At 52.4% G+C, this 23,751-nt stretch carries 17 protein-coding genes and 3 pseudogenes; 14 read left to right on the top strand and 6 right to left on the bottom strand.

Annotated elements, in window-relative coordinates:
- From BCA33_RS20035 to dnaA, 4 genes and pseudogenes are all read right to left on the bottom strand, one after another.
- Window positions 1-289: AAA family ATPase (locus BCA33_RS20035; protein WP_175469830.1), on the bottom strand; the 289-nt coding region annotated here is incomplete at its 3' end.
- A gap of 124 nt (window positions 290-413) precedes the next feature.
- The gene (locus tag BCA33_RS17830) at window positions 414-1,685 is read right to left on the bottom strand and encodes an AarF/ABC1/UbiB kinase family protein (RefSeq protein WP_071267973.1); all 1,272 of its coding nucleotides are present in this window, start codon (window positions 1,683-1,685) and stop codon (window positions 414-416) included.
- 9 nt (window positions 1,686-1,694) lie between these two features.
- Window positions 1,695-2,798, bottom strand: coding sequence for a DNA polymerase III subunit beta (gene dnaN, locus BCA33_RS17825; RefSeq protein ID WP_071267971.1), 1,104 nt, complete (start codon window positions 2,796-2,798; stop codon window positions 1,695-1,697).
- Between the two features lie 91 nt (window positions 2,799-2,889).
- Window positions 2,890-4,355: pseudogene (gene dnaA, locus BCA33_RS17820) on the bottom strand (chromosomal replication initiator protein DnaA).
- A gap of 677 nt (window positions 4,356-5,032) precedes the next feature.
- Between dnaA and rpmH the strand changes: the two are divergent.
- The 5 genes from rpmH (at window position 5,033) to mnmE (ending at window position 9,105) form a co-directional block, all read left to right on the top strand.
- Complete coding sequence (gene rpmH, locus BCA33_RS20030; protein ID WP_008172542.1) at window positions 5,033-5,167, top strand: 50S ribosomal protein L34; 135 nt, start codon at window positions 5,033-5,035, stop codon at window positions 5,165-5,167.
- A 15-nt stretch (window positions 5,168-5,182) separates the two neighbouring features.
- The gene (gene rnpA, locus BCA33_RS20025) at window positions 5,183-5,590 is read left to right on the top strand and encodes a ribonuclease P protein component (protein WP_083394817.1); all 408 of its coding nucleotides are present in this window, start codon (window positions 5,183-5,185) and stop codon (window positions 5,588-5,590) included.
- Window positions 5,590-5,883: a membrane protein insertion efficiency factor YidD gene (yidD, locus tag BCA33_RS20020; RefSeq protein WP_083394816.1), complete on the top strand. Its 294-nt coding sequence runs from the start codon at window positions 5,590-5,592 to the stop codon at window positions 5,881-5,883. Before rnpA ends, yidD begins: the two co-directional genes overlap by 1 nt.
- Before the next feature lie 4 nt (window positions 5,884-5,887).
- Window positions 5,888-7,615 (top strand): membrane protein insertase YidC, encoded by a 1,728-nt coding sequence (gene yidC, locus BCA33_RS17805; RefSeq protein ID WP_071267965.1) that lies wholly within the window; start codon window positions 5,888-5,890, stop codon window positions 7,613-7,615.
- Window positions 7,616-7,707: 92 nt separating this feature from the next.
- Window positions 7,708-9,105: a tRNA uridine-5-carboxymethylaminomethyl(34) synthesis GTPase MnmE gene (gene mnmE / locus BCA33_RS17800; protein ID WP_071267963.1), complete on the top strand. Its 1,398-nt coding sequence runs from the start codon at window positions 7,708-7,710 to the stop codon at window positions 9,103-9,105.
- A gap of 11 nt (window positions 9,106-9,116) precedes the next feature.
- Here mnmE and BCA33_RS17795 read toward each other — a convergent pair whose 3' ends face one another.
- Window positions 9,117-9,575: a YchJ family protein gene (locus tag BCA33_RS17795; protein WP_254774578.1), complete on the bottom strand. Its 459-nt coding sequence runs from the start codon at window positions 9,573-9,575 to the stop codon at window positions 9,117-9,119.
- A 228-nt stretch (window positions 9,576-9,803) separates the two neighbouring features.
- On the opposite strand from BCA33_RS17795, the gene BCA33_RS17790 reads away from it, so the two are divergent.
- Window positions 9,804-10,550 (top strand): ABC transporter substrate-binding protein, encoded by a 747-nt coding sequence (locus BCA33_RS17790; protein ID WP_071267959.1) that lies wholly within the window; start codon window positions 9,804-9,806, stop codon window positions 10,548-10,550.
- Between the two features lie 64 nt (window positions 10,551-10,614).
- On the opposite strand, the pseudogene BCA33_RS17785 reads toward BCA33_RS17790, so the two are convergent.
- A pseudogene (locus BCA33_RS17785) lies at window positions 10,615-12,434 on the bottom strand (acyl-CoA dehydrogenase C-terminal domain-containing protein).
- A 253-nt stretch (window positions 12,435-12,687) separates the two neighbouring features.
- Between BCA33_RS17785 and BCA33_RS17780 the strand changes: the two are divergent.
- The 8 genes and pseudogenes from BCA33_RS17780 (at window position 12,688) to BCA33_RS17745 (ending at window position 23,516) form a co-directional block, all read left to right on the top strand.
- Complete coding sequence (locus BCA33_RS17780) at window positions 12,688-13,272, top strand: DUF3833 domain-containing protein (RefSeq protein ID WP_254774576.1); 585 nt, start codon at window positions 12,688-12,690, stop codon at window positions 13,270-13,272.
- Window positions 13,273-13,310: 38 nt separating this feature from the next.
- Window positions 13,311-14,405, top strand: coding sequence for an efflux RND transporter periplasmic adaptor subunit (locus tag BCA33_RS17775; protein ID WP_071267957.1), 1,095 nt, complete (start codon window positions 13,311-13,313; stop codon window positions 14,403-14,405).
- A 2-nt stretch (window positions 14,406-14,407) separates the two neighbouring features.
- Window positions 14,408-17,511, top strand: a pseudogene (locus BCA33_RS22935) (efflux RND transporter permease subunit).
- Window positions 17,512-17,556: 45 nt separating this feature from the next.
- Entirely contained in the window at window positions 17,557-18,855 is a 1,299-nt protein-coding gene (locus tag BCA33_RS17765) for an MFS transporter (RefSeq protein ID WP_071267956.1), read from the top strand.
- Window positions 18,856-19,195: 340 nt separating this feature from the next.
- Complete coding sequence (gene mnmG, locus BCA33_RS17760; RefSeq protein WP_071267955.1) at window positions 19,196-21,082, top strand: tRNA uridine-5-carboxymethylaminomethyl(34) synthesis enzyme MnmG; 1,887 nt, start codon at window positions 19,196-19,198, stop codon at window positions 21,080-21,082.
- An 8-nt stretch (window positions 21,083-21,090) separates the two neighbouring features.
- Window positions 21,091-21,735, top strand: a complete 645-nt coding sequence (gene rsmG, locus BCA33_RS17755) for a 16S rRNA (guanine(527)-N(7))-methyltransferase RsmG (protein WP_071267953.1) — start codon at window positions 21,091-21,093, stop codon at window positions 21,733-21,735.
- Between the two features lie 47 nt (window positions 21,736-21,782).
- A complete protein-coding gene (locus BCA33_RS17750) occupies window positions 21,783-22,577 on the top strand; it encodes a ParA family protein (protein WP_071267951.1) in 795 nt (264 codons plus the stop codon).
- Between the two features lie 63 nt (window positions 22,578-22,640).
- Window positions 22,641-23,516, top strand: coding sequence for a ParB/RepB/Spo0J family partition protein (locus BCA33_RS17745; RefSeq protein WP_071267975.1), 876 nt, complete (start codon window positions 22,641-22,643; stop codon window positions 23,514-23,516).
- Window positions 23,517-23,751: the final 235 nt, after the last annotated feature.

Below are 23,751 nucleotides of genomic sequence, written 5' to 3'. Positions count from 1 at the left end.
ACCTAGCCGATGAACAAGAGAATCTGAAGATCGGGCGTTTTTTTTGCTCGTTAAAACCATGATCCAAGCCACCAAAAACTGTAAATCGTTGCTGGCCATGCTGAACAACCGCTTGGTGCCTATTTATCCGAAAGGATCGACCAAGACCAAGGTACCCGATAGCTTCGAGCACACTGGTCTTTCCGCTGCCATTGGCACCGTATAGCAAATTAAAGGAAGGTGAGAACGATGCCGGTTCTGCGGGGGATAAATTACGAAAAAACTCGGTATGCAGTTTTACCAGCGCCATAAAAAGGACAGCTCGTCGCGGCAGCAAGAGAAATGGAATGTATCCACGAAAAAGGCAGCACCTCACAGATTACGTGACATGCTGCCCCCTAGTGTACAAAACCGTGTAGATGAAGGCGACCGCCTCAGTGAAGCATGTTCAAGCGTTCATCCATGAATACATCCATCTCTGGCGCAAGGATATGTACGTAACGGTCAAAATACAGGAACTGCTTCAGCAAAAGCGCAAATTCCCTCGGGAAATGCAGCCCATGACTTTCACCTACCTTAACCATGTCCATCAGGATGTTATTAACATCATCCTCTGCCTGATCCGCTTGATACGGCACTTGATCCGGCACCATCTTATCCATCTGCTGATACAGCTTACGTAAGTCTTTCGCCAGTTCATCTGCCTGAACAGCGTGGCTGGTAATCCCAATACGGATCATGGCGTCTGCCATGCCGTCAAAGTTGCCCACCATCACAGACGAAATGAAATCGCTAACCGCTTCCCAAGTATCTGAACGGATTCGACCAACAATTCCAAAATCGATAAAACCAATCCGCCCATCTTTCAACACCATCAAATTGCCTGCATGTACATCGGCGTGAAAAAACTCACATTGAGTAAGACTGGCAAACCAAGTGTTCATGGCGGTGATGAGAGTCCGCTCGGGATCTTTCGCGTAACCTCGGATACTTTCCAAGTCAGTTAAAGGTACACCATGGAAGCGTTCCATTGTGAGTATCCGGCGAGTGCTGGCATGCTCATATACTAGCGGAACAGTAGCGTCTTCATTATGGGTGTCATGAAGGAATTTTCTAAACACCTTCAGGTTGTTCGCCTCTTTAATGAAATCGCATTCTTCCATCATGGTACGCTGGATTTCTTCCACAATACCCGACAGCGATGTCCAGGAAAGTTTTGGCGCCAAGGTTTCAAGAATGCGCGCCGAGAGATACAAGAAGTTCAGATCGGTTAGCAGAATATTCTCAACGCCCGGTTTCTGAACCTTGATCACTACGTCTTCGCCGGTGACCAAACGTGCCGCATGTACCTGAGCAATAGAAGCAGAAGCCAAAGCTACCGGGTCTATCTCCGAAAACACCTGATCAATGGGCCGATCCAATTCGTCACGGATGATGCGCTTTATTACGCCAAACGGCAGATTCGGCGTTCTATCCAGACAGTATTGGAACTCTTCCACATACTCCTTCGGGAAGAAGGTTGGAGAGCTGGCAATGAACTGCCCGAGCTTGATGTAGGTCGCACCCAGTGATTCGAATGTCTGACGCAACAAGCGCGGGGCAGGAGGGCGATCCCCCCCGACCCATTTGACACCGGTTCGGCCCAGTACAGAAAGAGTTTGCCCAACTCTGAAAGCGCCTTTGATTCCGTTCGATACGGTGCCCATTCGTTTCTCCTATAGCCTCATCGGCATAACCACATAGAGGCAGCGGTTATCAATTTGCGATTCAATCAATGCGCTGCTGTTCGGATTGGAGAGCGTGATCTTCACTTGCTCATCATCCAGCGCGTTCATTACGTCTATTAAATAGCCTACATTAAAACCGATCTGTAGGGATTCGCCCTGGTAATCCACTGGCAACGCGTCTTCGGCCTGTTCCTGATCCGGGTTGTTCGCGAACACCTGGAGCTCATTGGTTGCAAGATTCAAACGAACACCACGGATATTTTCATGGGACAAGATGCCAGCCCGCTGAAGCGTGTTCTTCAGGGTTATACGATCTGCCAGAACAATCTTGTCACCACCACGCGGAACCACCCGGTTATAATCCGGGAACTTGCCCTCTATAAGCTTGGAGGTAAAGGTGTAGGACCCTACTGTCGCCCGTAGGTGGTTATCCCCGATAACCAGCGTGACCGGTGTTTCCACGTCATCCAGCAGCCGCGAAAGCTCCAGAACGCCTTTACGGGGAACAATAACCTGGCGCGGTTCAGCACACCCCGTATCCAGCTCAACGTGGGCCATGGCGAGCCGGTGACCATCGGTGGCCACTGTGCGTACATGATCCTTATCCACTTCCAACAGCAAACCGTTCAAATAATAACGAACGTCCTGCTGAGCCATCGCGAAAGCTGTGGCATCAAACATGCGCCCAAGTTCTTTTTGAGGCAGTTCAAGGCGGAAGCTCTCGGGCTCATCTTCTACATTTGGGAAGTGCTCTGCCGGCAGCGTGGAAAGCGTGAAATGGCTTGCGCCACAACGTACGTGAAGCCGATCACCTTCAAGCACTAATTCTATTGGCGCTTCATCGCCCAAAGAACGGCAAATATCTGAAAGTTTGCGGGCGGGCACGGTGATACGCCCTGGCTGGTCAACATGGACAGGTGTTACCCGGCCTACCAGTTCCACTTCCATATTTGTTCCGGTCAGGACCAGAGTATTGTCTTCGGCTACCAGCAGCACATTGGACAGTACCGGCATGGTCTGCTTTTTCTCAACAACACCGGCAATGCTTTGCAAGGGTATGAGCAGGGATTCACGGCTGATCGTCAGTTTCATGTCACTCAGCTTTCTATTGTTGGAAGGATGAATGTTAGTTACTTAAAGCTAATTACCTAACTCCGAGTAGATTCAATAATCGGCTCGCAATTCAGGTAGTCAGCAATCTCATAAAGTTCTGATAGTCTTCGCGGATGCCCGGATCGGTTTCCTGCAGCTCCACGATTTTTTTGCATGCATGCAAAACAGTTGTGTGGTCACGACCACCAAACGCATCACCAATCTCCGGCAGGCTGTGGTTGGTCAGCTCTTTCGAAAGCGACATAGCCACTTGCCGAGGGCGGGTCACCACCCGGGTACGCCTCTTGGAATGCAGATCCGCAACCTTGATTTTATAGTACTCAGCACTGTGCGCTGAATGTTATCTATGCTCACCTGTTTCTCGTGTAGGGCAAGCAGGTCCTTCAGGCTTTCCCGAATAAACGGTGGGGTAATTTCCGAACCCGTGAAGTGAGCATTCGCTATCACCAAACGCAGCGCACCCTCTAGCTCTCGTACGTTAGATCGAATTTTCTGGGCAATAAAAAATGCCGCTTCGCTGCTCAGTTTTACGTTGGTCTGCTCGGCTTTTTTCATCAAAATCGCCACTCGCGTTTCCAGCTCAGGCGGCTCGACCATCACCGTAAGACCCCAACCAAACCGGGATTTAAGACGCTCTTCCATATCCACAATTTCTTTCGGAAACCGGTCACAGGTTACGATGACCTGCTGCCCGCCTTCCAACAAGGCATTAAAGGTGTGGAAAAACTCTTCTTGAGAGCGCTCTTTACGGGCAAAAAACTGAATATCATCGATCAACAGTGCATCTACCGATCGATAGTACCGCTTGAACTCATTAATGGCATTCAGCTGCAATGCCTTCACCATATCCGCAACAAAACGCTCCGACCGCAGGTAAGCCACCTTTGCGTTAGGGTTACGTCGCACAATATCATTTCCGATGGCGTGCATCAGGTGGGTTTTACCCAGACCCACACCACCGTATAAAAACAGTGGGTTGTAAGCGCCACCAGGGTTTTCCGCAACCTGCATTGAAGCGGCTCGGGCGAGCTGGTTGGATTTGCCTTCTACAAAGGTGTCAAACGTAAATCCCTCATTAAGAAAGCTCTGGTGTTTTATACCGCCTTCTACCTGAACCGGCCGACGCCCACCGTTCGATCTGTACTCATTAAGCTGGGTTTGACGGTTGCCCCCTGAGGTTGCCGCAATCCCTCTCTCTTCTTCTGTAACCCTGCCACCGGATTCTTCCTGGACTCGTCTGGCGGAGTCCTGCTGAACCAGTTCTGAGCGCACCACCGGCTCACTCTCACGGGGAGCCGATCCAACCTTCATCCCTACTCTCGGAGCCTGGCTACCGTTCAGATCCTTGAGGACTTCCTCTATTCGCCGAAGATACTTTTCGTTCACCCAGTCCATCACAAACCGATTGGGAGCGAACAGCATCAGCTGCCCCTCCCGATGATCGGACTGAAGGGGCCTGAGCCAAGTATTGAATTGTTGTGCGGGAAACTCGTCCCGGAGTACTTCAAGACATTGATGCCACATACTGTTCGGCACGACAGTCCGCTCCCGATAACTCATAAATTTCTCAAACCGAACCGACGGTGTTCGATCCCGAAAGATGACCAAGGATTCTAACCCGTTGGCCCCTTCAGTGAAAGGGTAAACACCAAGCCATAAACACCCTGTGGAAATTTATCTTCTTTTTTATCAATTTGTTACGTACTTATGTACAGGCTTGTGTACAGATAACTCTTTATGAAAAGTTATTAACACCCCTGTGTGTACAACCGACCTTGAGCTCTGTGCGTAACCCTAGGGTCTTCTGGTGGATAACTTTGGGGTTTCACCCAAACCAAACTTCTCCACAATTCATCATTCGCTCATCCACAGGGCTTAGCCCTACTTGTCCTGAGCTTTATGATTGCCACAACTTACTGATTCAATGAAAATAAACTAGCTTTTCCACAGAAAACAGCTTGCCTAATAACAGTAATAATAGAATCTTTAAAAGAATTATAAAAAAGCTATAACTACTATTACTCGTTCCGCAAACAGAAAAATCGGACGCTTTTCGGAAACTCACCAAACCATCCGATTTCGAGTCGGCATAAGCCCCTATCAATAAACGTTGAACCTGCGACAAAATTTGCATAGAATGCCGCTCCTGTTTTGGCTATTAATTATTCAGCCAATTCCTGAATATCCAACACACGAATTGTGAGATAGTGACCATGAAAAGAACGTTTCAACCAAGCGTCCTGAAGCGTAAGCGCGTTCACGGTTTCCGTGCTCGTATGGCTACTGCCAACGGCCGCAAGGTAATTTCCCGTCGCCGTGCCAAAGGCCGTGCACGTCTGTCTGCGTAATCTGTCGTTCGCCTTATGAAGGCTTTGAACTTTCCTAAATCACACCGTCTCCTACGACCTGGTGATTATGGCAAAGTCTTCGACGACGTACAGTTGAAGGTTCCGCACAGAAATTTTCTGATTCTGGCTACTCCGAATAACCTCGGACACGCCAGGGTCGGTCTTATTTTTGCGAAAAAGAACCTGAAACTGTCGGTTCAGCGAAACCGGATTAAACGTCAGGTGCGAGAAACCTTTCGGCATCAGCTTGAGCTGCCCGGAATGGATGTCATCGTGCTTGGGCGCCAAGGTCTTGCAGATCTGGATAATCAGACTATAAGCAAGTATCTGAATGGCCTCTGGCAACGGCTGGAAAAGAAATACCATCAGCTACCGCCATCTCAACCCGCAGAGCCTTCATCTGCCGGTGAGGGAACAGGTTAATGCGTAAGTTGCTTCTTCTACCCATCCGTTTCTACCAGTATGCCATCAGCCCGCTAATGGCCAGTCATTGCCGTCACTACCCAACCTGTTCACAATATGCTGTAGAAGCCATCTCCCATCATGGTTCCCTGAAAGGCTTATACCTTTCAGCAAAACGCCTGTTGAGATGTCATCCTTGGGCAGAAGGCGGCTATGACCCGGTACCGGATGCCGTACAATCGCAGCAGACAGCACCAACGCTCTGTTGCTCTAAGGCTGACCATTCCCCAATAACCACCCAGACCAGACAGTAACTCTATGGATATTCAACGCATCGTATTATTTGCCGGCCTGGCTGTTGTCAGTTATCTGATGGTGCTTGCCTGGAACGAAGATTATCACCAGCCAGTTCCTACTGAGCAGGTAGCCGAGTCTACGCGCGTTCAGACAGATAACAGCTCAGCTGGTTCTGATGCCATGGTGCTTCCGGGTGACACATCTCAGGAAACGACAGCCAAAACTCCCGAAAACGAGGAGTTCGCCACACCTGAAAGCGGTCAAGCTGTCTCCAGCTCAACCAATTCAGATATCAGTGTAAGCAACCAGTACATAACGGTTCGTACCGATGTACTGGATCTGGTTATAGATCGTGTAAGTGGCAATCTTGTTAAAAGCTCTCTACTTACCTATGACAACTCGTTAAACAGCGATAAACCACTGACACTCCTGAATAATACAGAAAACCGCTTTTACGTCATGGAAAGCGGGCTGATCGGAAAAAACGGGCCAGACAGCGCTAAAAACGGAAAAGCCCCTGTCTACGATACTGATGCTACAAACTACGAGCTGGTTGAAGGTGAAAACGAACTGACCGTTAACCTTACCCACACCATGGAAAATGGTGTTCGTATTACCAAACGCTATCAGTTGACCCGTGACAGCTATGAGATTGACGTTCGCTACCTGATCGATAACCGTTCCAGCAGCGATTGGAAAGCTAACTTTACCGGTAAAATCGTTCGCGACCAGTCCCCAGACCCTACTTCCGGGCCCAGTATGGGTATTAAGGCATTCCTTGGCCTGGTAACCAGCTCCCCAGAAGATCCTTACGAAAAGTTTGATTTTGGTGATCTTGAAGAAACGCGCATCAACGAAACAGTAACCAATGGTTGGATGGCGTTTTTGCAGCATTACTTCCTTACAGCATGGGTGCCAGAGCGGGATCAACCCGCACAGTTTCAAACTACCCGTCGTGGCCCGTTGTATGTAATGGGTTTTGTATACCCGGCGACTACCGTCGCACCTGGCGAAACCACAGAAATCGGTGCCCGTGCCTATGTAGGCCCAAAAATCATCGATCGTCTTGAAGCGGTTGCCCCAAGCCTCGATCGCACCGTTGATTTTGGCTGGCTGTTCTTTATCTCACTGCCTCTGTTCATCGTTATGGAATGGTTCCATAGCATCGTGGGCAACTGGGGTGTTTCTATTATCCTGCTAACCGTGTTGGTTAAGGGTTTGTTTTTCAAACTCTCCGCAACCAGCTACCGCTCCATGGGACGCATGCGTGCAGTTGCACCTCAGCTCACCAGGCTGAAAGAACTGTACGGCGATGATCGCCAACGCATGTCCCAGGAAATGATGGCGCTTTACAAGAAAGAAAAAATAAATCCGTTAGGCGGGTGTTTACCAATTCTGGTTCAGATGCCGGTATTTATCTCTCTGTACTGGGTATTGTTCGAAAGCGTACAGTTGCGCCACGCGCCATTCATGCTGTGGATTCACGACCTCTCTGTAATGGATCCTTACTTCATTCTGCCGATCCTGATGGGCGCCAGTATGATGTTACAGATGAGCCTTAACCCAACTCCGCCAGATCCCATGCAGGCGAAAATCATGAAGCTGATGCCAATTGTATTCACCATCTTCTTCCTCTGGTTCCCCGCTGGTTTGGTACTGTACTGGTTGGTGAACAACATTCTGTCGATCAGCCAGCAGTGGTACATTACTCGCAAGATTGAAGCGGAAATGGCCACCAGGAAACACTGATCCAGTGGCCGGTTGATTATTCAGTAAAGGCTCCGTAACGGGGCCTTTACTGTTTCAGAAATGCAAAAACTGTTGTGTAAGAGGCACATGTAATGAACCAGAGCCCCGGCACGTTCGACGCTCCCCACACTCCCGAAACCATTGCCGCCATAGCCACAGCTCCCGGCCAAGCGGGAGTTGGTATTGTTCGGGTATCCGGTCCGCTGGCGAAAGCAATTGCTGCAACCATGCTGGGGTATACGCCCAAGCCCAGGTATGCCCATTACGGAGCGTTTTTAGATCAACAGAAGCAACTCATTGATGAGGGTATTGGGCTATTTTTCCCCAACCCACATTCCTTCACCGGGGAAGATGTCTTTGAGCTACAGGGGCACGGTGGCACGGTAATTCTGGATTTGCTACTGCGGGAAGTCTGCCGGCTTGGAGCCCGCCTGGCACGCCCGGGTGAGTTTTCAGAGCGCGCATTTCTTAACGATAAACTGGATCTGGCTCAAGCCGAAGCTATTGCTGACCTTATTGAAAGCAGTTCGGAACAGGCCGCCCGCTGTGCCGTGCGATCCATGCAGGGAGTGTTTTCCAGGCGTATCGAAACCCTGGTTGAAGCGGTAACCCACTTACGAATCTATGTGGAAGCCGCCATCGATTTCCCGGAAGAGGAAATAGACTTCCTTGCCGACGGCAAAGTCGCCACAGATTTGCAGGTTTTACTCGTTCAGCTTAAGGGCATATTGGAAGAGGCTCAGCAGGGCACGATTCTCCGTGATGGTATGAAAGTGGTGATTGCCGGCCGCCCCAATGCGGGTAAATCCAGCCTGCTTAATGCCTTGGCCGGACGGGAAGCGGCCATAGTGACCGCCATTGAGGGCACCACCCGGGATGTCTTGCGAGAACATATCCACATTGATGGCATGCCCCTGCATATTATCGACACCGCAGGCCTGCGTGATAGCCCAGACGAAGTGGAACAGATTGGTATCGCCCGGGCCTGGGACGAGATTCGTCACGCTGACCGCATCTTGCTCATGGTGGATGCAACAACCACCGATAAAACCACGCCCCACGAAATATGGCCGGATTTTATTGATCAGCTGCCTGCCTCAGCACCGGTTACGGTGATTCGTAACAAAGTAGATCTGAGCGGAGAAACCGTGGGTCTGTCAGAGTTGTCCATAGAACACGCACCGGTGATACGCCTTGCAGCAAAATCTACTGATGGCTTGGATGTGCTGCGGGATCACCTGAAGCAATGTATGGGCTTTGCCAGTACCACCGAAGGCGGGTTTCTCGCCCGTCGCCGACATTTGGATGCGCTGGAGCGAGCTCGGGATTCGCTACTGCAAGGCCAGGCCCAATTGGAAGGCTATGGCGCGGGCGAGCTGCTGGCAGAGGATTTACGAGCGGCGCAAGACTCCTTGGGAGAAATCACCGGGCAGATCACGCCGGATGAGCTGCTTGGAAAGATTTTTGGGTCGTTCTGTATTGGGAAGTGAGAGAAAAGAAATCATAAGCAACACGCCTTAAACTTCCTGCCGCTGCCACAAGGGCAGGGCTCATTGCGCCCGGGCTTCAGAACACCCTCGTGGGGTTGGCCTTCCAGGTAATACCAGCGCCCGTTTTCCCGTACAAATTGCGAGTGTTCCTGAAGGTATCCCCAGCCAGAATTAAGCCGGTAGATGGCCTGAAAGTGTACCTGGCCATTGTCGCCATTTTGGCCGGTGTCGAGAATACGCAGCGATACCCAGTCTGGCGAGTTGTCCAACCCAAGCTCCGTTGGCCGTGTGCTGGCATGCCAGCTGGCGCGCAGATAGTCTTCTAGTTTTAGCACAAAAGCAGTGAAGCGTGACCGCATGAGTGCTTCGGGCGAGGAAGCAAGCTCGCCGGCATGGTAGCCCTGGCAGCAATCGGCGTAAGAATCGCCACTGCTACAAGGGCAGTATGGGATAGTGGTCTGATCAAGCATTGGCTTTTGGTGTTCACGTCAGGAGTTAGTGTAGGCAGTATACCAGCCTGGCCAACAGGCGCTTGTAGCAGGTACCTGGTTTGTACATGTCCTTCAAATATTCGTTTTACATATCGACACACCTTTAAACGTCAAACTCCACTCACCTTGCATTACACTCAGGTTTGACACTTTTTTAAATTTATTGAGGCTCTTTGTCCCGGAACGTCTTTAAAAGGAGACTTTTCCATGCAGTTTATTTCACTATTTGTTTTGGCGGTGCTGGCTTTTTTTAGCACAGCTCAGGCTGTTGCGGCTGAAAGATTGTATATCTATACCGAAAATTTCCCGCCTTATAACATGAGTACCAACGGCCGTGCGTTTGAACACAGTGCTGACAAGATTGATGGTATTTGTACGGAAAGGGCTAAAGCGGTTCTGGATCAATCTGGCCACGATTACAGGGTAAAGCTGCGCAACTGGAACTATGGCTATAACCGAGCCTTGTCCAAAGCTAATCACGGTATTTTCTGCACGACATATACGGAAGAGCGGGCACCGCAGTTTAAGTGGGTGGGGCCGCTGGCACAGAACCTGTGGACCATATTCGCACCGCCTGGAAGCACGTTTGAAATGGACAAGCTCGAAGATGCCAAAGGCAAATCCATTGGTGGCTATCGCAACGATGTCCGGAGCGAATACCTTTTAGAGCGTGGTTATGAGGTGTCTGTGATCGAAAGTGACGATCTCAACCCGAAACGCTTGGCACTGGGCCAGATTGATTTATGGATTGCAGAACGTCTCGGAGGGCCATACCTTGCTTCCCAACAAGATATTGAAGGACTGGTTCCGGTGTTTTCGTTCAACGATGTTGATCTGTACCTGGCGATGAGCCCGGATACGCCCGATGAAGTCATTGAAGATCTTAATAACGCGCTCAAGGCCGTTAAAGCCAATGGCACCTTTGATGCCATTGGGACCAAGTACGGTCTTTAATCACTAGAAGCATGATAAAAAAACCCGGGTAGAAACTACCCGGGACAAAAAATCACCGGAAATCTTACCCGGTGAAGGCCATATCATCTGCACTTATTTGCATCAGGTTTTTACTGGGGCTCAGCATACTGCTTGCGTGAGCTTGGGCCCTGGGCAACAGGCGCTCATAATAAAATTCTGCCGTTGCCAGCTTGGTTTTATAGAAGGCCTCTGAGTCATCGCCCCCGTTATCCAAACGATCTGCCGCTGCCGCAGCCTGTCGCGCCCACATATAGGCCATGGTTACGTAGCCGCTGTACATCAGGAAATCGTAAGAAGCAGAACTGACAACATCGCGATCTTTGCGTGCTGCAAGCATGATTCGCACGGTAAGCAGGTTCCACTGTGCGGTGAGCTTGAGTAGCTCCACCGCAAACGGGCGCAAACGGCGATCCGTTAAGTGCTTACGGGCAAAATTGGCAATCCGGGCCGTGAAGTCACGAACTGCGCCACCCTTGGTTGTTAACAGTACCTTACGGCCAAGAAGATCCAATGCCTGAATACCTGTGGTGCCTTCATAGAGTGTGGCAATCCGGGTATCGCGCGCGATCTGCTCCATACCGTGTTCACGAATGTAACCGTGCCCACCAAAGACCTGCATGCCAAGGTTAGCTGCCTCATTACCCAGTTCGGTAAGAAAGCCTTTCAGAATTGGGGTCAGGAAGCCGAGTTTGTCATCGTATTTAGCTGCTTTTTCAGCATCACCGGCGGCGTGGCCTTCAACCATATGGTCGGCCAGGCGGGCGGCGTCATAGAGCATGGCGCGACCACCCTCTGCGATGGCTTTCTGGGTGAGCAGCATGCGGCGTACATCGGCGTGGTGAATCAGGCTGTCTGCCACATGTTCGGGGTCTTTTTTACCAGAGAGCGCACGCATGGAGCGGCGTTCTTTGGCGTATTCCAGAGCCCATTGGTACGAAAGCTCAGCCGGCCCAACCCCCTGAATGGCGGTACCGATCCGAGCCGTGTTCATAAAGGTGAACATGCACTCCAGGCCTTCGCTCTCTGGGCCAATCAAATAACCGGTGGCATCGTCAAAATTCATGACGCAGGTCGCAGAGGCCTTGATGCCCATTTTCTTTTCCAGGCTGCCACAAACCACTGCGTTGCGCTCACCTACGCTGCCGTCAGCGCCGGGCACAAACTTGGCACAATGAACAGGCTGATGCCCCGGGTGCCTTTGGGTGCGCCTGGTAAGCGCGCCAGAACAATGTGGATAATGTTCTCGGTAAGATCGTGGTCACCAGAAGAGATAAAAATCTTGGTGCCGGTAACCTTATAGCTACCATCATCCTGCGGTTCGGCCCTGGTCTTTACCTGGCCCAGGTCCGTGCCGCACTGGGGCTCGGTCAGGCACATGGTGCCAGCCCAGCGGCCTTCAGTCATGGGCAGTAGGTACGTGTCTTTCTGGGCGTCGGTACCGTGCAAAAAGATGGTGTTCATTGCACCCATGGACAAGCCCGGGTACATGGAGAACGACCAGTTTGCCGTACCCATCATTTCCTGCTTCAGCAGGCCCATGGAGGCAGGCAGGCCCTGACCGCCATATTCTTCCGGTGCAGAAAGCCCTTGCCAGCCACCCATCACGTATTGGTTATAGGCTTCTTTATAGCCTTTCGGGGTTGTTACTTCGCCATCTACCAGCGAACAACCCTCTTCGTCGCCTGGCTGGTAGAGCGGGCTTAGCTGTTCTTCACAGAAGCGACTGCACTCGGTAAGGATAGCGTCCACGATATCTGGAGTTGCGTTTTCTCCGCTGGCCAGTGAAGTGTAGTGTTTCGGGTAATCAAACACTTCATTGAGCAGAAACTTCATGTCACGCAAGGGCGCCTTGTATACCGGCATACTCAATCCTCTGTACTTGTCTGAAAAATCTGTAGGCGGGCGTTTTTCACCGCAAAGTTGCATGCTGTTTTACGGCATTCCGATTAGGGTTCCATTGACGAAAAGCGCTCATGACGGTGTCAATAAAGACAGTCAGAGGGTTTTGCCTTCACCATTTGCTGATCGAAGAGCTTTCTTCGGGCGTATTCAAATAACAAGATTGAATCGTGAATTTTATGGCACCTCTGAATACAGAAACCCTGTGGAGAGCTTTATGGATAGTGTAAAAAACATGCAAAACCTGTGTTCTGTGATTTCCAAAGCTGGCTGGCGCTCTATACTCGTGCTTGTATCGGTAATAGCGCTGTTGAGTGGCTGTTCCGGGCAAGCACTGACAGACTACGCAGAACGCGGCCCCAAGCTGGTTCCTGAGCAGTTTTTTAGTGGTGAACTTAGTGCTCGTGGCGTGGTCAAGGACATGTCCGGAGAAGTGATTCGCACGTTTGACGCAGATATCTCTGCATCTTGGGACAGCGCCGGAGTGGGCACACTGGACGAAGAATTTCGCTTTGATGATGGCGAAGTGCAAACCCGGCTCTGGACGCTAACGCCATCGGATACCGCCGACAGTTACCACGCCAATGCTGGCGATGTGGTAGAGCCGGGAACCATGCGTTGGAGCGGTAATGCCATTCATATGAATTATCTACTTAGGGTTGCCTACGGCGATGGAACCCTGGATGTGCGAATGGACGACTGGATGTACCTGGTAACACCCGACACGCTCATCAATCAGACCACCATGAGTAAATGGGGCGTTGATGTCGGGGAACTGGTTTTGGTTATCCAGAAACAATAACGAATATCTGACCAAATCTTACGGGCACTGGAAGATCTATGTGGAAGCAATGGCTGATCGGACTGACACTGGTTGTTGTCGCAGTAGTGGCAGCGTTTACCTATCGTGCAATGGACAGTGACACGGCCGCAAAAAGTGATCGTGAACGGCCTGCCAGTGTCGTTAATACACGGATGCCCGAATTGGATACCGTGCGCGATATGGTCACGGCAGTTGGCAGCTTAGATGCGCTGAACTCAGTGGATCTGACCACTGAAATCAGTGGACGTGCGGTAGCACTGAACCTTAAAACGGGTAACCGGGTCGAGCAGGGCGATGTGCTTTTACGACTTGATGACCGCCAGGCGAGAGCCGATTTCAAGGTAATTGAGGCTCAGTTAGCTGATGCGCGCCGGCAGTTGGATCGCGCCCAGAGTCTCCGATCCAACAACAGTGTTTCCCAGTCTCAGGTGGATGAACTGCGCACAGCTGTCGATGTTGGAGAGGCTCAACGCCAGGCAGCCCAAGTGCGCCTGGAAAACCATCGGATTGAAGCACCTTTTGCAGGTGTTATCGGGCTGAGTGATATCAGCATCGGCGCCTATGTTACTGCCGGTACGACCATTGCCACACTCGATAACACGGAGCGCATGGAGCTTAACTTTGCGGTTCCCGAACGGTTTTTGGGGCAGATTAATCTGGGGCAACAGGTGCTTGGCACTTCACCAGCTTTCCCTGATATCGAGTTTTCCGGAGAGCTTACTGAGCTGGGCGCCCGCATTAACGTACTTAGCCGAACTCTTCCCGTGCGGGCACTGCTCGATAATCCCGATGGCAAGCTGCGCCCCGGGCAGTTTATCTCAGCAGCGTTGACCCTGCGGGAGCGGCAAGCATTGGTGATTCCTGAGCAGGCGGTGATGATGCGCGGCGATGAAAAATATGTGTTTGTTGCCGAGGATGGTGTCGCGCGACGTATTTCCGTGGTTCTCGGCTCAAGAATGCCCGGTACCGTGGAGGTGGCTGAAGGCCTGACTCGGGACGATGCCGTGATTGTTACCGGGCAGGACCGTCTCAGCAGTGGTAACCGCATCCGGGTAGAAGATAAGGACAATGCCATACCGGATAACCGCTTTGCCCAGTCCACGGGTTCCTGACCGTGATTCTTTCTGATATTTCCATAAAGCGCCCCGTTTTTGCAACGGTTCTCAGTTTGCTGATTGTTGTGTTTGGTCTGGCTGCTCTGCTTGGCCTGCCGGTGCGTGAGTACCCGGACATTGATCCGCCGATAGTGTCTATTTCTACCAACTACACAGGCGCAGCAGCAGAAGTTGTAGATACGCAGATCACACAGGTGATCGAAGGGGCGATCAGCGGAATTGAAGGTATTCGATCTATCGACTCGTCTACCGAGCAGGGCGAATCCCGAACCAGCATAGAGTTTTCCACATCCCGGGATGTGGATATCGCAGCCAATGACGTTCGCGATGCCGTTTCCCGGGTTGCTAACGAACTTCCCGATGAAGCGGATCCGCCGGTAGTCAGTAAGGCGAATTCTGATGCCCGTCCCATGATGTGGGTAACCCTGCAAAGTGATGTCTGGGACGCGGCTGAGCTGAGCGACTTTGCAGATCGGGTTCTGGCGGATCGGTTGTCCGTTCTGGATGGGGTCGCAGACATACGTATTGGCGGTGAGCGACGTTATGCGATTCGGGTTTGGCTCGACAGAGAAAGGCTGGCGGCCAGAAACATCACGGTGGCTGAGGTGGAAAGAGCCCTGCGCTCCAACAATGTGGAGTTGCCGGCAGGTTCAATCGACTCTTCCACCAGAAACTTTACAGTTCGGGCGGAAGGCCGGCTAACTTCAGTCGAAGAGTTTCGCAATCTGGTCATCCGCAGAGATAACAATGACTTGCTGCGCCTGGGCGAGGTTTCCAACGTTCAGATGGGAGTAGAATCCGACGTAGGCCGTCTTCGTGCCAACGGCAAAACAGCCATCGGTATGGGGATAATCCGCCAGTCTAAAGCCAATACAGTTGCGGTGTCTGATGGCGTTCAGGCAGAGCTGAAGAACATTCGTGAAACCCTGCCACCGGAAGTCACGATCGCTGAAAGCTATGACGAATCCATTTTTATCCGGGCTTCAATCAAGGAAGTGGTCATAACGCTTGCGATTGCCGTGTCTTTGGTGATTCTCGTGATTTTCCTTTTTCTACGCTCCTGGCGGGCCACCCTGATCCCAGCCGTGACTATTCCGGTCTCGGTTATTGGTGCTTTTATCGGTTTGGGTTTTCTGGGCTTTTCGATCAACGTATTGACGCTGTTGGCGGTGATTCTGGCCATTGGATTGGTTGTCGACGATGCCATCGTCATGCTGGAAAACATCCAGCGCCGAATAGACGAGGGTGAGCCGCCGTTGTTGGCCTCATATCGCGGCGCCAAACAAGTCGCTTTCGCCGTTATTGCCACGACGTTGACGCTGGTGGCGGTGTTTGTGCCCATTTCGTTCATGGGGGGCAATATTGGCCGTTTGTTTGCAGAATTTGGCTTTACGCTCGCGGCCGCCGTGGTGGTGTCCAGTCTGGTCGCGCTTACATTGGCACCCATGCTGTGTTCGAAATGGCTTAGGCATAGCCCGGAAACGTTAGAGGGGCATCGCCTGTGGGCGGCCAGCGAAAACGTTTTGAACGGCTTGACCAGTGGATACCAACGGCTATTGCGCTTCTCGCTGAATCAGCCCGGTTTATTGATAGGCCTTGGCGTTGTGGGGTTGATTGTTGCCGTCGTGATTTACCCCAAGCTGCCTCAGGAGCTTGCGCCTACGGAAGACCGTGGCGTTATTATCATGCCTGTCAGTGCGCCCCGGGGAGCGACCGTGGAGTTCACGGATCATTACGTACGTAAAGCAGAGGCGCAGCTGTTGCCTTATCTTGAGTCCGGCGCCGCGGATCGCCTGCTCTCCATCGTCGGGTTCCGGAACGAAGAAGATAATGCCTTCATGATCATGGGGTTGGCGCCCTGGGAAGAGAGGGACATCAAGCAACAACAGATCACCAACGAACTGCGAGGCAAACTAAGCCAGGTTGCGGTGTCCGGGTTGTACCGGTGAATCCTCCGGGGTTGGGGCAAAGAGGATTCAGCCAGCCTGTGGAATTTGTCATCGCCGGCCCGGATTACGCATCGGTTCAGGCCTGGAGTAAGGAAATTGTTGAACGGGCCAAGGAAAACCCGGATCTACTGAATCTGGAAACCGACTTTGAGCTAACCCGCCCGGAACTGCGCCTGACCATTGATCGAGAGCGTGCAGCAGATCTGGATATAACGGTTGAGGACGTAGGCCTGACCCTGCAAACCATGCTTGCGTCCCGGCAGGTAACAACGTATCTCGATCGTGGTCGCGAGTACGATGTGATCGTGCAGGCGGCCGATGCTGACCGTGCCACACCGGCCGACCTGGGGCAGATTTTTCTGCGACCACGAGAGGGCGGTGCTCTCATTCCCCTTCAAGCATTAGTATCCGTTGAAGAAGTTGGCGCCAATCCGGATTTACGGCGGATCGACCGCCTTCCGGCTGTGGTAATAAGCGCTTCTCTGGCCGATGGCTATGACCTTGGCTCTGCCCTGACGTATCTGAACAACTTATCTGTGGATAATCTGCCACCGGAGGCGCGGGTTAGTTATCGGGGTTTGTCCCGGGAATTCCAGGAGTCTTCCTCTGCTATTTACGTTACCTTCGGGCTGGCTTTTATTATTGTGTTCCTGGTACTGGCGGCCCAGTTTGAAAGCTGGATTCACCCGCTGATCATTATGTTGCCAGTGCCCCTGGCCTTAACCGGCGCATTAATGGCCCTTTGGTGGGCTGGCATTAGCCTGAACATATACAGCCAGATCGGAATCATCATGCTGCTGGGGCTTATGTCGAAAAACGGTATATTGATTGTGGAATTTGCTAACCAGTTGAGGGATGAAGGTTACGCCGTGAAGGATGCAATCCTGGCAGGCGCGTCCTTACGTTTCCGGCCGGTACTGATGACCACTATATCCACGGTCTTTGGTGCGGTGCCTTTGGTTATCGCCACCGGCGCGGGTGCCGAGAGCAGGGCGGCTATTGGTATGGTAATTCTGGGCGGGCTGATTTTTGCGACCACCCTTACGCTGTTTATCATACCAGTGCTCTATAACCTGCTTGCCGGATTTGCCAAATCGGCCAATGCCATTGAACATGAGCTGGAACGTCAGGCATCTTTGCCCGACGCCAGCTAGCCAGACTATTGAGAGGTCTGGCGTAACCAACAATCCGGATGTTTCATGGCCAAACACAGTCAGTTCCGTTTACTGGGGCAGCGGCGTTTCTTGCCGTTTTATCTCACCCAGTTTTCCGGTGCGTTCAATGACAACCTCTATAAAAATGCGCTGTTGCTGCTAATTGCCTATCAGACTACCGGTCTGTTCGGACTTTCAGTGAACACGGTGATTAACTTGGCTGCCTTCTTGTTTATCCTGCCGTTTTTCCTGTTTTCCGGCATTGCCGGGCAGATGGCCGACTACTATGAAAAAGCTGCGATCATTCGCAAAGTAAAGCTCGCAGAGATAGGCATCATGGCGATTGCTGCTTTGGCGTTGTGGCTTGGCTGGTACGAAGGGCTGCTGGTGTTGCTGTTTCTTATGGGCACCCAGTCTACGTTCTTCGGGCCGGTGAAGTACGCCATTCTGCCGCAAGTGCTTGGCGAGGATGAGCTCGTAGGCGGCAATGGCTTGGTAAGCATGGGTACCTTTGTGGCCATTTTGCTCGGCACCATTGCGGCGGGCTTGCTGATGGGCCTTGAGGCGGCAGCAAAACTTACGGCTGTGGGCGTTCTGGTAATGGCGGTTCTGGGTTACGTGGCTGCGCGACAGGTGCCAGAAACCGGCACAGCCAGTAACCGGTTGGCGGTGCGCTTTCGGCCGGTTCGTGAAACCTGGCTCCTGATGGGCGTGGCTGCCGAACGCAAGCCGGTGTTGTGGGCGATTCTGGCTATTTCCTGGTTCTGGTTTCTTGGCGCGGCCTATCTCACTCAGTTTCCCAACTTTGCCCAAAGCAATCTCCAGGGTGACGAAACCGTGGTTACCCTGTTGTTGTCCATGTTTATTGTGGGTATCTCGATTGGCTCCATGATGTGCGAACGCCTCACCCGGCATCGCATCACTCTGGCGCCCGTGCCTTGGGGCGCCCTTGGACTGACCCTGCTAGGGGTGGATCTGTTCTTTGCGGTACCTGTCAGCCCCGAATCCTCTACGTGGTGGACGTTAATAACAGACCCGGTTTACATCCGTGTACTGATTGATTTGGTAGGCATTGGCGTTTGCGGTGGGCTGTTCATTGTGCCTCTTTACGCGTTTATTCAGCACGAAACCCCACAACTCAAGCGGGCGCGAATCATCGCTGCATTGAATGTGATTAACGCGTTGTTCATGGTGGTGAGTGCGATTACTGGGATTGTTGTACTTGGGCTTATGGGCGTGAGTATTCCGGGATTCTTTCTGCTGTTGTCTCTGGTCAACGGGTTTGTGCTGATAGCGGTGTGGCGCTTGCGTTGGAGGGTAGGGTCAGAATCTGTGGATAATTAGTTGGATAAACTGCGGACAAGCTCTGGATGAATTTTAGTTATTATAATTAAAACAGTAACTTGACTGTCAATATAGGGCACTTGATAAGCGGCAGTTTTTGTGGATAACTTTATTGACAACTTTTGTGAGAAGAGGCCCTCAAGCCTATGAAAATCCGATAAATTCGGGTTTGTAAAACAGGAAAACTAATGGGGAGCATTCGATTTCCCCGGTATTTGGTACTCCGTTGCTGTTGTGTGTATAGATTTCTGGTTAAAAATTGCACATTCTGACTGCAATTTCCCGAGTGAAACGTTATACTCCCCGCCCTGTTTTTATCCCCCGATTTCCGAGGTGAGCTGTGGATTTTCCAACCCGTTTCGATGTCATTGTCATTGGTGGCGGCCATGCCGGTACCGAAGCTGCGCTTGCGGCGGCGCGCATGGGTTCGCAAACCCTGCTGCTGACCCACAATATCGAAACTCTGGGCCAGATGTCCTGCAACCCGGCTATTGGTGGCATTGGCAAGAGCCACTTGGTTAAGGAAATTGACGCCCTTGGCGGAGCCATGGCACAGGCCACGGATTTGGCTGGTATCCAGTTCCGTGTGCTCAACAGCCGAAAAGGTCCAGCAGTTCGAGCCACCCGTGCCCAGGCTGACCGGGTTCTGTACAAGGCGGCGATTCGTCACACTCTGGAAAACCAGCCCAATCTCACCTTATTTCAGCAAGCTGCGGACGATCTGATTGTAGAAAATGATCGGGTTACCGGCGTTGTGTCTCAGACCGGCATCCGGTTCAACGCTAAAACCGTGGTACTGACAACCGGCACCTTCCTGGGTGGCGTTATCCACATTGGGATGCAGCAGCATTCCGGCGGTCGAGCCGGTGATGCGCCTGCCAATGCGTTGGCTCAACGGTTACGGGAGCTGCCTTTTAATGTTGGCCGGCTGAAAACCGGCACGCCGCCGCGTATTGATGCCCGCAGTGTCGATTTTTCGGTGATGCAGAAGCAATGGGGCGACAGCCCGGCGCCGGTTATGTCATTTGTTGGTAGCCGGGACCAGCACCCGGAGCAGGTTTGTTGCTACATAACCCGCACCAACGAGCAGACTCACGATATTATTCGCAGTGGTTTTGATCGCTCCCCCATGTTTGCCGGCAATATTGAAGGTATTGGGCCGCGCTACTGCCCATCCATTGAAGACAAGGTCAGCCGTTTTGCTGACAAGGACTCCCATCAAATCTTTGTGGAGCCCGAAGGCTTGACCACCCATGAGCTTTACCCGAATGGCATTTCCACCAGCTTGCCCTTTGATATCCAACTTGCGGCGGTGCGTTCGATTCTGGGTTTTGAAAACGCCCATATCACCCGGCCAGGTTATGCCATTGAATACGACTATTTGAACCCTCAGGATTTGCGCCACACTCTGGAAACCAAGTTTATCCAGGGCCTCTATTTTGCGGGCCAGATTAACGGCACCACCGGTTACGAAGAAGCCGGCGCCCAAGGCTTACTGGCGGGCATTAACGCGGCTCTGCAGGCGCAAGAAAAAAGTGAATGGTACCCGCGCCGTGATGAAGCCTACCTTGGGGTGTTGGTAGACGATCTGATCACCATGGGCACCAGTGAGCCTTACCGTATGTTTACCAGCCGGGCGGAATACCGCCTTATCCTGCGTGAAGACAACGCCGATCTGCGCCTCACAGAAACCGGCCGCAAATTGGGCCTGGTGGATGACGATCGCTGGCAGAAATTTAGCGCTAAGTTTGAGGCCATAACGGCCGAGCGTAAGCGCCTGGAGTCTACCCGTATTCATCCTGCAACCGAAGCAGGCGATCGCGCCAACGGCTTTCTCAAGCAGCCAATGACCCGGGACCACACTCTGGCAGAGCTGCTTCGTCGCCCGGAGATTGTGTACAGTCATATTGCCGACATTGGCGCGGCGCGAGCAGACGATCCTGTTGTGGCAGAGCAGGTCGAAATTGAGATCAAATACGAAGGCTACATTTCGCGCCAGACTGACGAAATTGAACGTTTGCGCCGGAATGAGAACACAGCGCTTCCCATAGATCTGGATTACGATGTGATCGGCGGCCTGTCTAACGAAATCAAACAGAAGCTGAAAGAGGTGCGGCCAGAGACAGTTGCCCAAGCCTCTCGGGTTCAAGGCGTTACGCCGGCGGCGATTTCGCAGGTGTTGGTGCATCTTAAAAAGCGCGAGCTTCTGCGCAAGCAGAGCGCCTGAACGCGGCCATGGCTTATACACACTGGCAGCGCCAGCTCCGGGAAGGGCTGGCCGAGATGCAACTTCCCCTAAGCGAGAGCCAGCAACAACAACTGCTGGCTTTTCTGGCTCTGCTCAACAAATGGAATCGGGCCTACAACCTCACCGCCGTACGCGACGAGGAAGAAATGGTCTCCCGGCAGCTGCTCGACAGTCTCAGTATTGTGCCCTGGATAACCACGGAGCACCTGCTTGATGTGGGAGCAGGCGGTGGTTTGCCTGGTATTCCTTTAGCCATCATTTGGCCTGAAAAGCGCTTCACGCTGCTGGACAGTAACGGCAAAAAGACCCGCTTCCTGCACCAGTGCGTTCTGGAACTTGGCCTGAAAAACGTGGACGTGATTCATGGTCGTGCAGAAGACTGTCAGCCAGAACAAGCATTTAGTCAGATTAGCAGCCGGGCGTTTACCGCTCTGGATAGTATGGTGAACTGGTGTGGCAGTCTGTTGGCACAAGAGGGAAGCTTCCTTGCCATGAAAGGCCAGTATCCGGATGATGAGATAGCTGCCCTTCCTGCCAGCTGGAAGGTATCATCCAGCCATTCCCTTAACGTTCCTGGCGCCAGCGGTGAGAGACACCTGCTGGTTGTGGCTCGGGCAGAAGAAACCCAGTAACCCGCAACTGTATTTGGCAGCTGTATTCAGTAATAAGGAGGCGAGACATGGCGCGCGTGATTGCAGTGACCAATCAGAAGGGCGGTGTGGGCAAAACCACCACCTGCGTCAACCTTGCAGCCTCGCTGGCCGCCACCAAGCGCCGGGTTTTGCTGGTGGATATGGATCCCCAGGGCAATGCCACCATGGGCAGCGGTGTGGATAAAAGTGCTTTGGAGCTTTCCGGCTACGATCTGCTGACCAAGCGCGCATCGGCGGCCCAAGTGATCATTCCGGCGGAAGCTGCCGGCTTTGATATCATGCCCTCCAATGGCGACCTGACCGCTGCCGAAGTGGAATTAATGAATGAGATCGGCCGGGAGCACCGGCTCAGGCTTGCCATCAACGGCGTTCGTGATAACTACGACTACATTCTGATCGATTGCCCGCCTTCCCTCAGCTTGCTAACCGTGAATGCGCTCTCTGCGGCAGACTCTGTGCTTATCCCCATGCAGTGTGAGTACTATGCACTGGAGGGCCTGGCCGCATTGATGAATACCGTGGAGCAGATCAAGGAAACGGTTAACCCCAACCTTGAGATAGAAGGCATTCTCAGAACCATGTATGACCCACGGAACAGCCTCACCCTGGATGTATCCGGGCAGCTGAATGAATATTTTGGTGACAAGGTCTACCGTGCAGTGATTCCTCGCAACGTGCGCCTTGCTGAAGCACCCAGTTATGGTATGCCGGCCTTAAAGTACGACAAAGCGTCTAAGGGAGCTATCGCCTATCTGGCTTTGGCAGGCGAAATGGTGCGTCGCCATGGGGCAAAAAAGACATCGCCTCAGGTTGCGGTGTAACATACCCCCTCGTTATTTTTTAAAGATGCACAACGACCATCAACGGGAAGAATGACTGATACCATGGCGGCGAAGAAACGAGGATTGGGCGAGCGCGGGCTAGGAGCCTTGCTGGCCGGTTCCAGGGTTAACCTGGATCAGGAACTGAAAGACCACGACGGTGAGTTGCGACAGGTTCCCATCGATCTGATCCAGCGCGGCCGTTTTCAGCCACGTCGCGACATGGACCCTGCTGCTCTGCAGGAACTGGCCGATTCCATTCGTCAGCAAGGCGTGATGCAGCCCGTTGTGGTTCGCCCTATTGCTGAAGGCCGCTATGAGCTGATTGCCGGCGAGCGCCGCTGGCGCGCCACCCAGATGGCGGACCTGGACAGCATACCGGCCATCATCCGGGATGTTCCCGACGAAGCCGCCATTGCCATGGCGCTGATTGAGAACATTCAGCGAGAAAATCTCAACCCCATTGAAGAAGCGTTTGCCCTCCAGCGTCTGCAGGAAGAGTTTGGTTTGACTCAGGCTCAGGTGGCCGAAGCTGTGGGTAAATCCCGCACGACCATCACCAACCTTTTGCGCTTGATTGGCTTAACCGAAGATGTGCGATTAATGCTGGAGCACGGCGATCTGGAAATGGGCCACGGCCGTGCCATGTTAACTCTGTCGCCCGAACAGCAGATGCAGGTGGCGAAACAGGTTGTTGCAAAGTCCCTGTCGGTTCGACAGACCGAAGCTCTTGTGCGCCGGGTTCAGCAAGAGACAGCTACCGGAAAGCCCACAGCATCAGGCGCTATCGATCCCAATATACGTGCCCTACAGGACGATCTTGCCGAGCGTTTGGGGGCAAAAGTCTCTATTGCCCACGGCCAGCGGGGCAAGGGAAAACTGGTGATCGAGTACAGCTCGCTGGACGAGTTGGACGGTATTCTGGGCCATATCCGTTAAATGTAAATAAAATCAGCATATAGTTCGAAAGAACAATAACCACCAGATGTCGTGACCGTAACGGGCGCCAGCCACAAATTGTGTGATAAACCACGGTCACTGTTCCCAGTCTGATGAAATTTCAGCCAGGTTTCGTGTGAAGCCTGGTTGAACAACAGGTGCTTAAAACATATAATTTCGCGCGATTGGAATGATGGCAATGATATGAAATCTCGGCAATCTCGAATCACCACGT

The organism is Marinobacter sp. AC-23 (genome assembly GCF_001858325.1).
GTDB lineage: Bacteria > Pseudomonadota > Gammaproteobacteria > Pseudomonadales > Oleiphilaceae > Marinobacter.
This window is presented reverse-complemented; position numbering and strand designations above follow the sequence as displayed.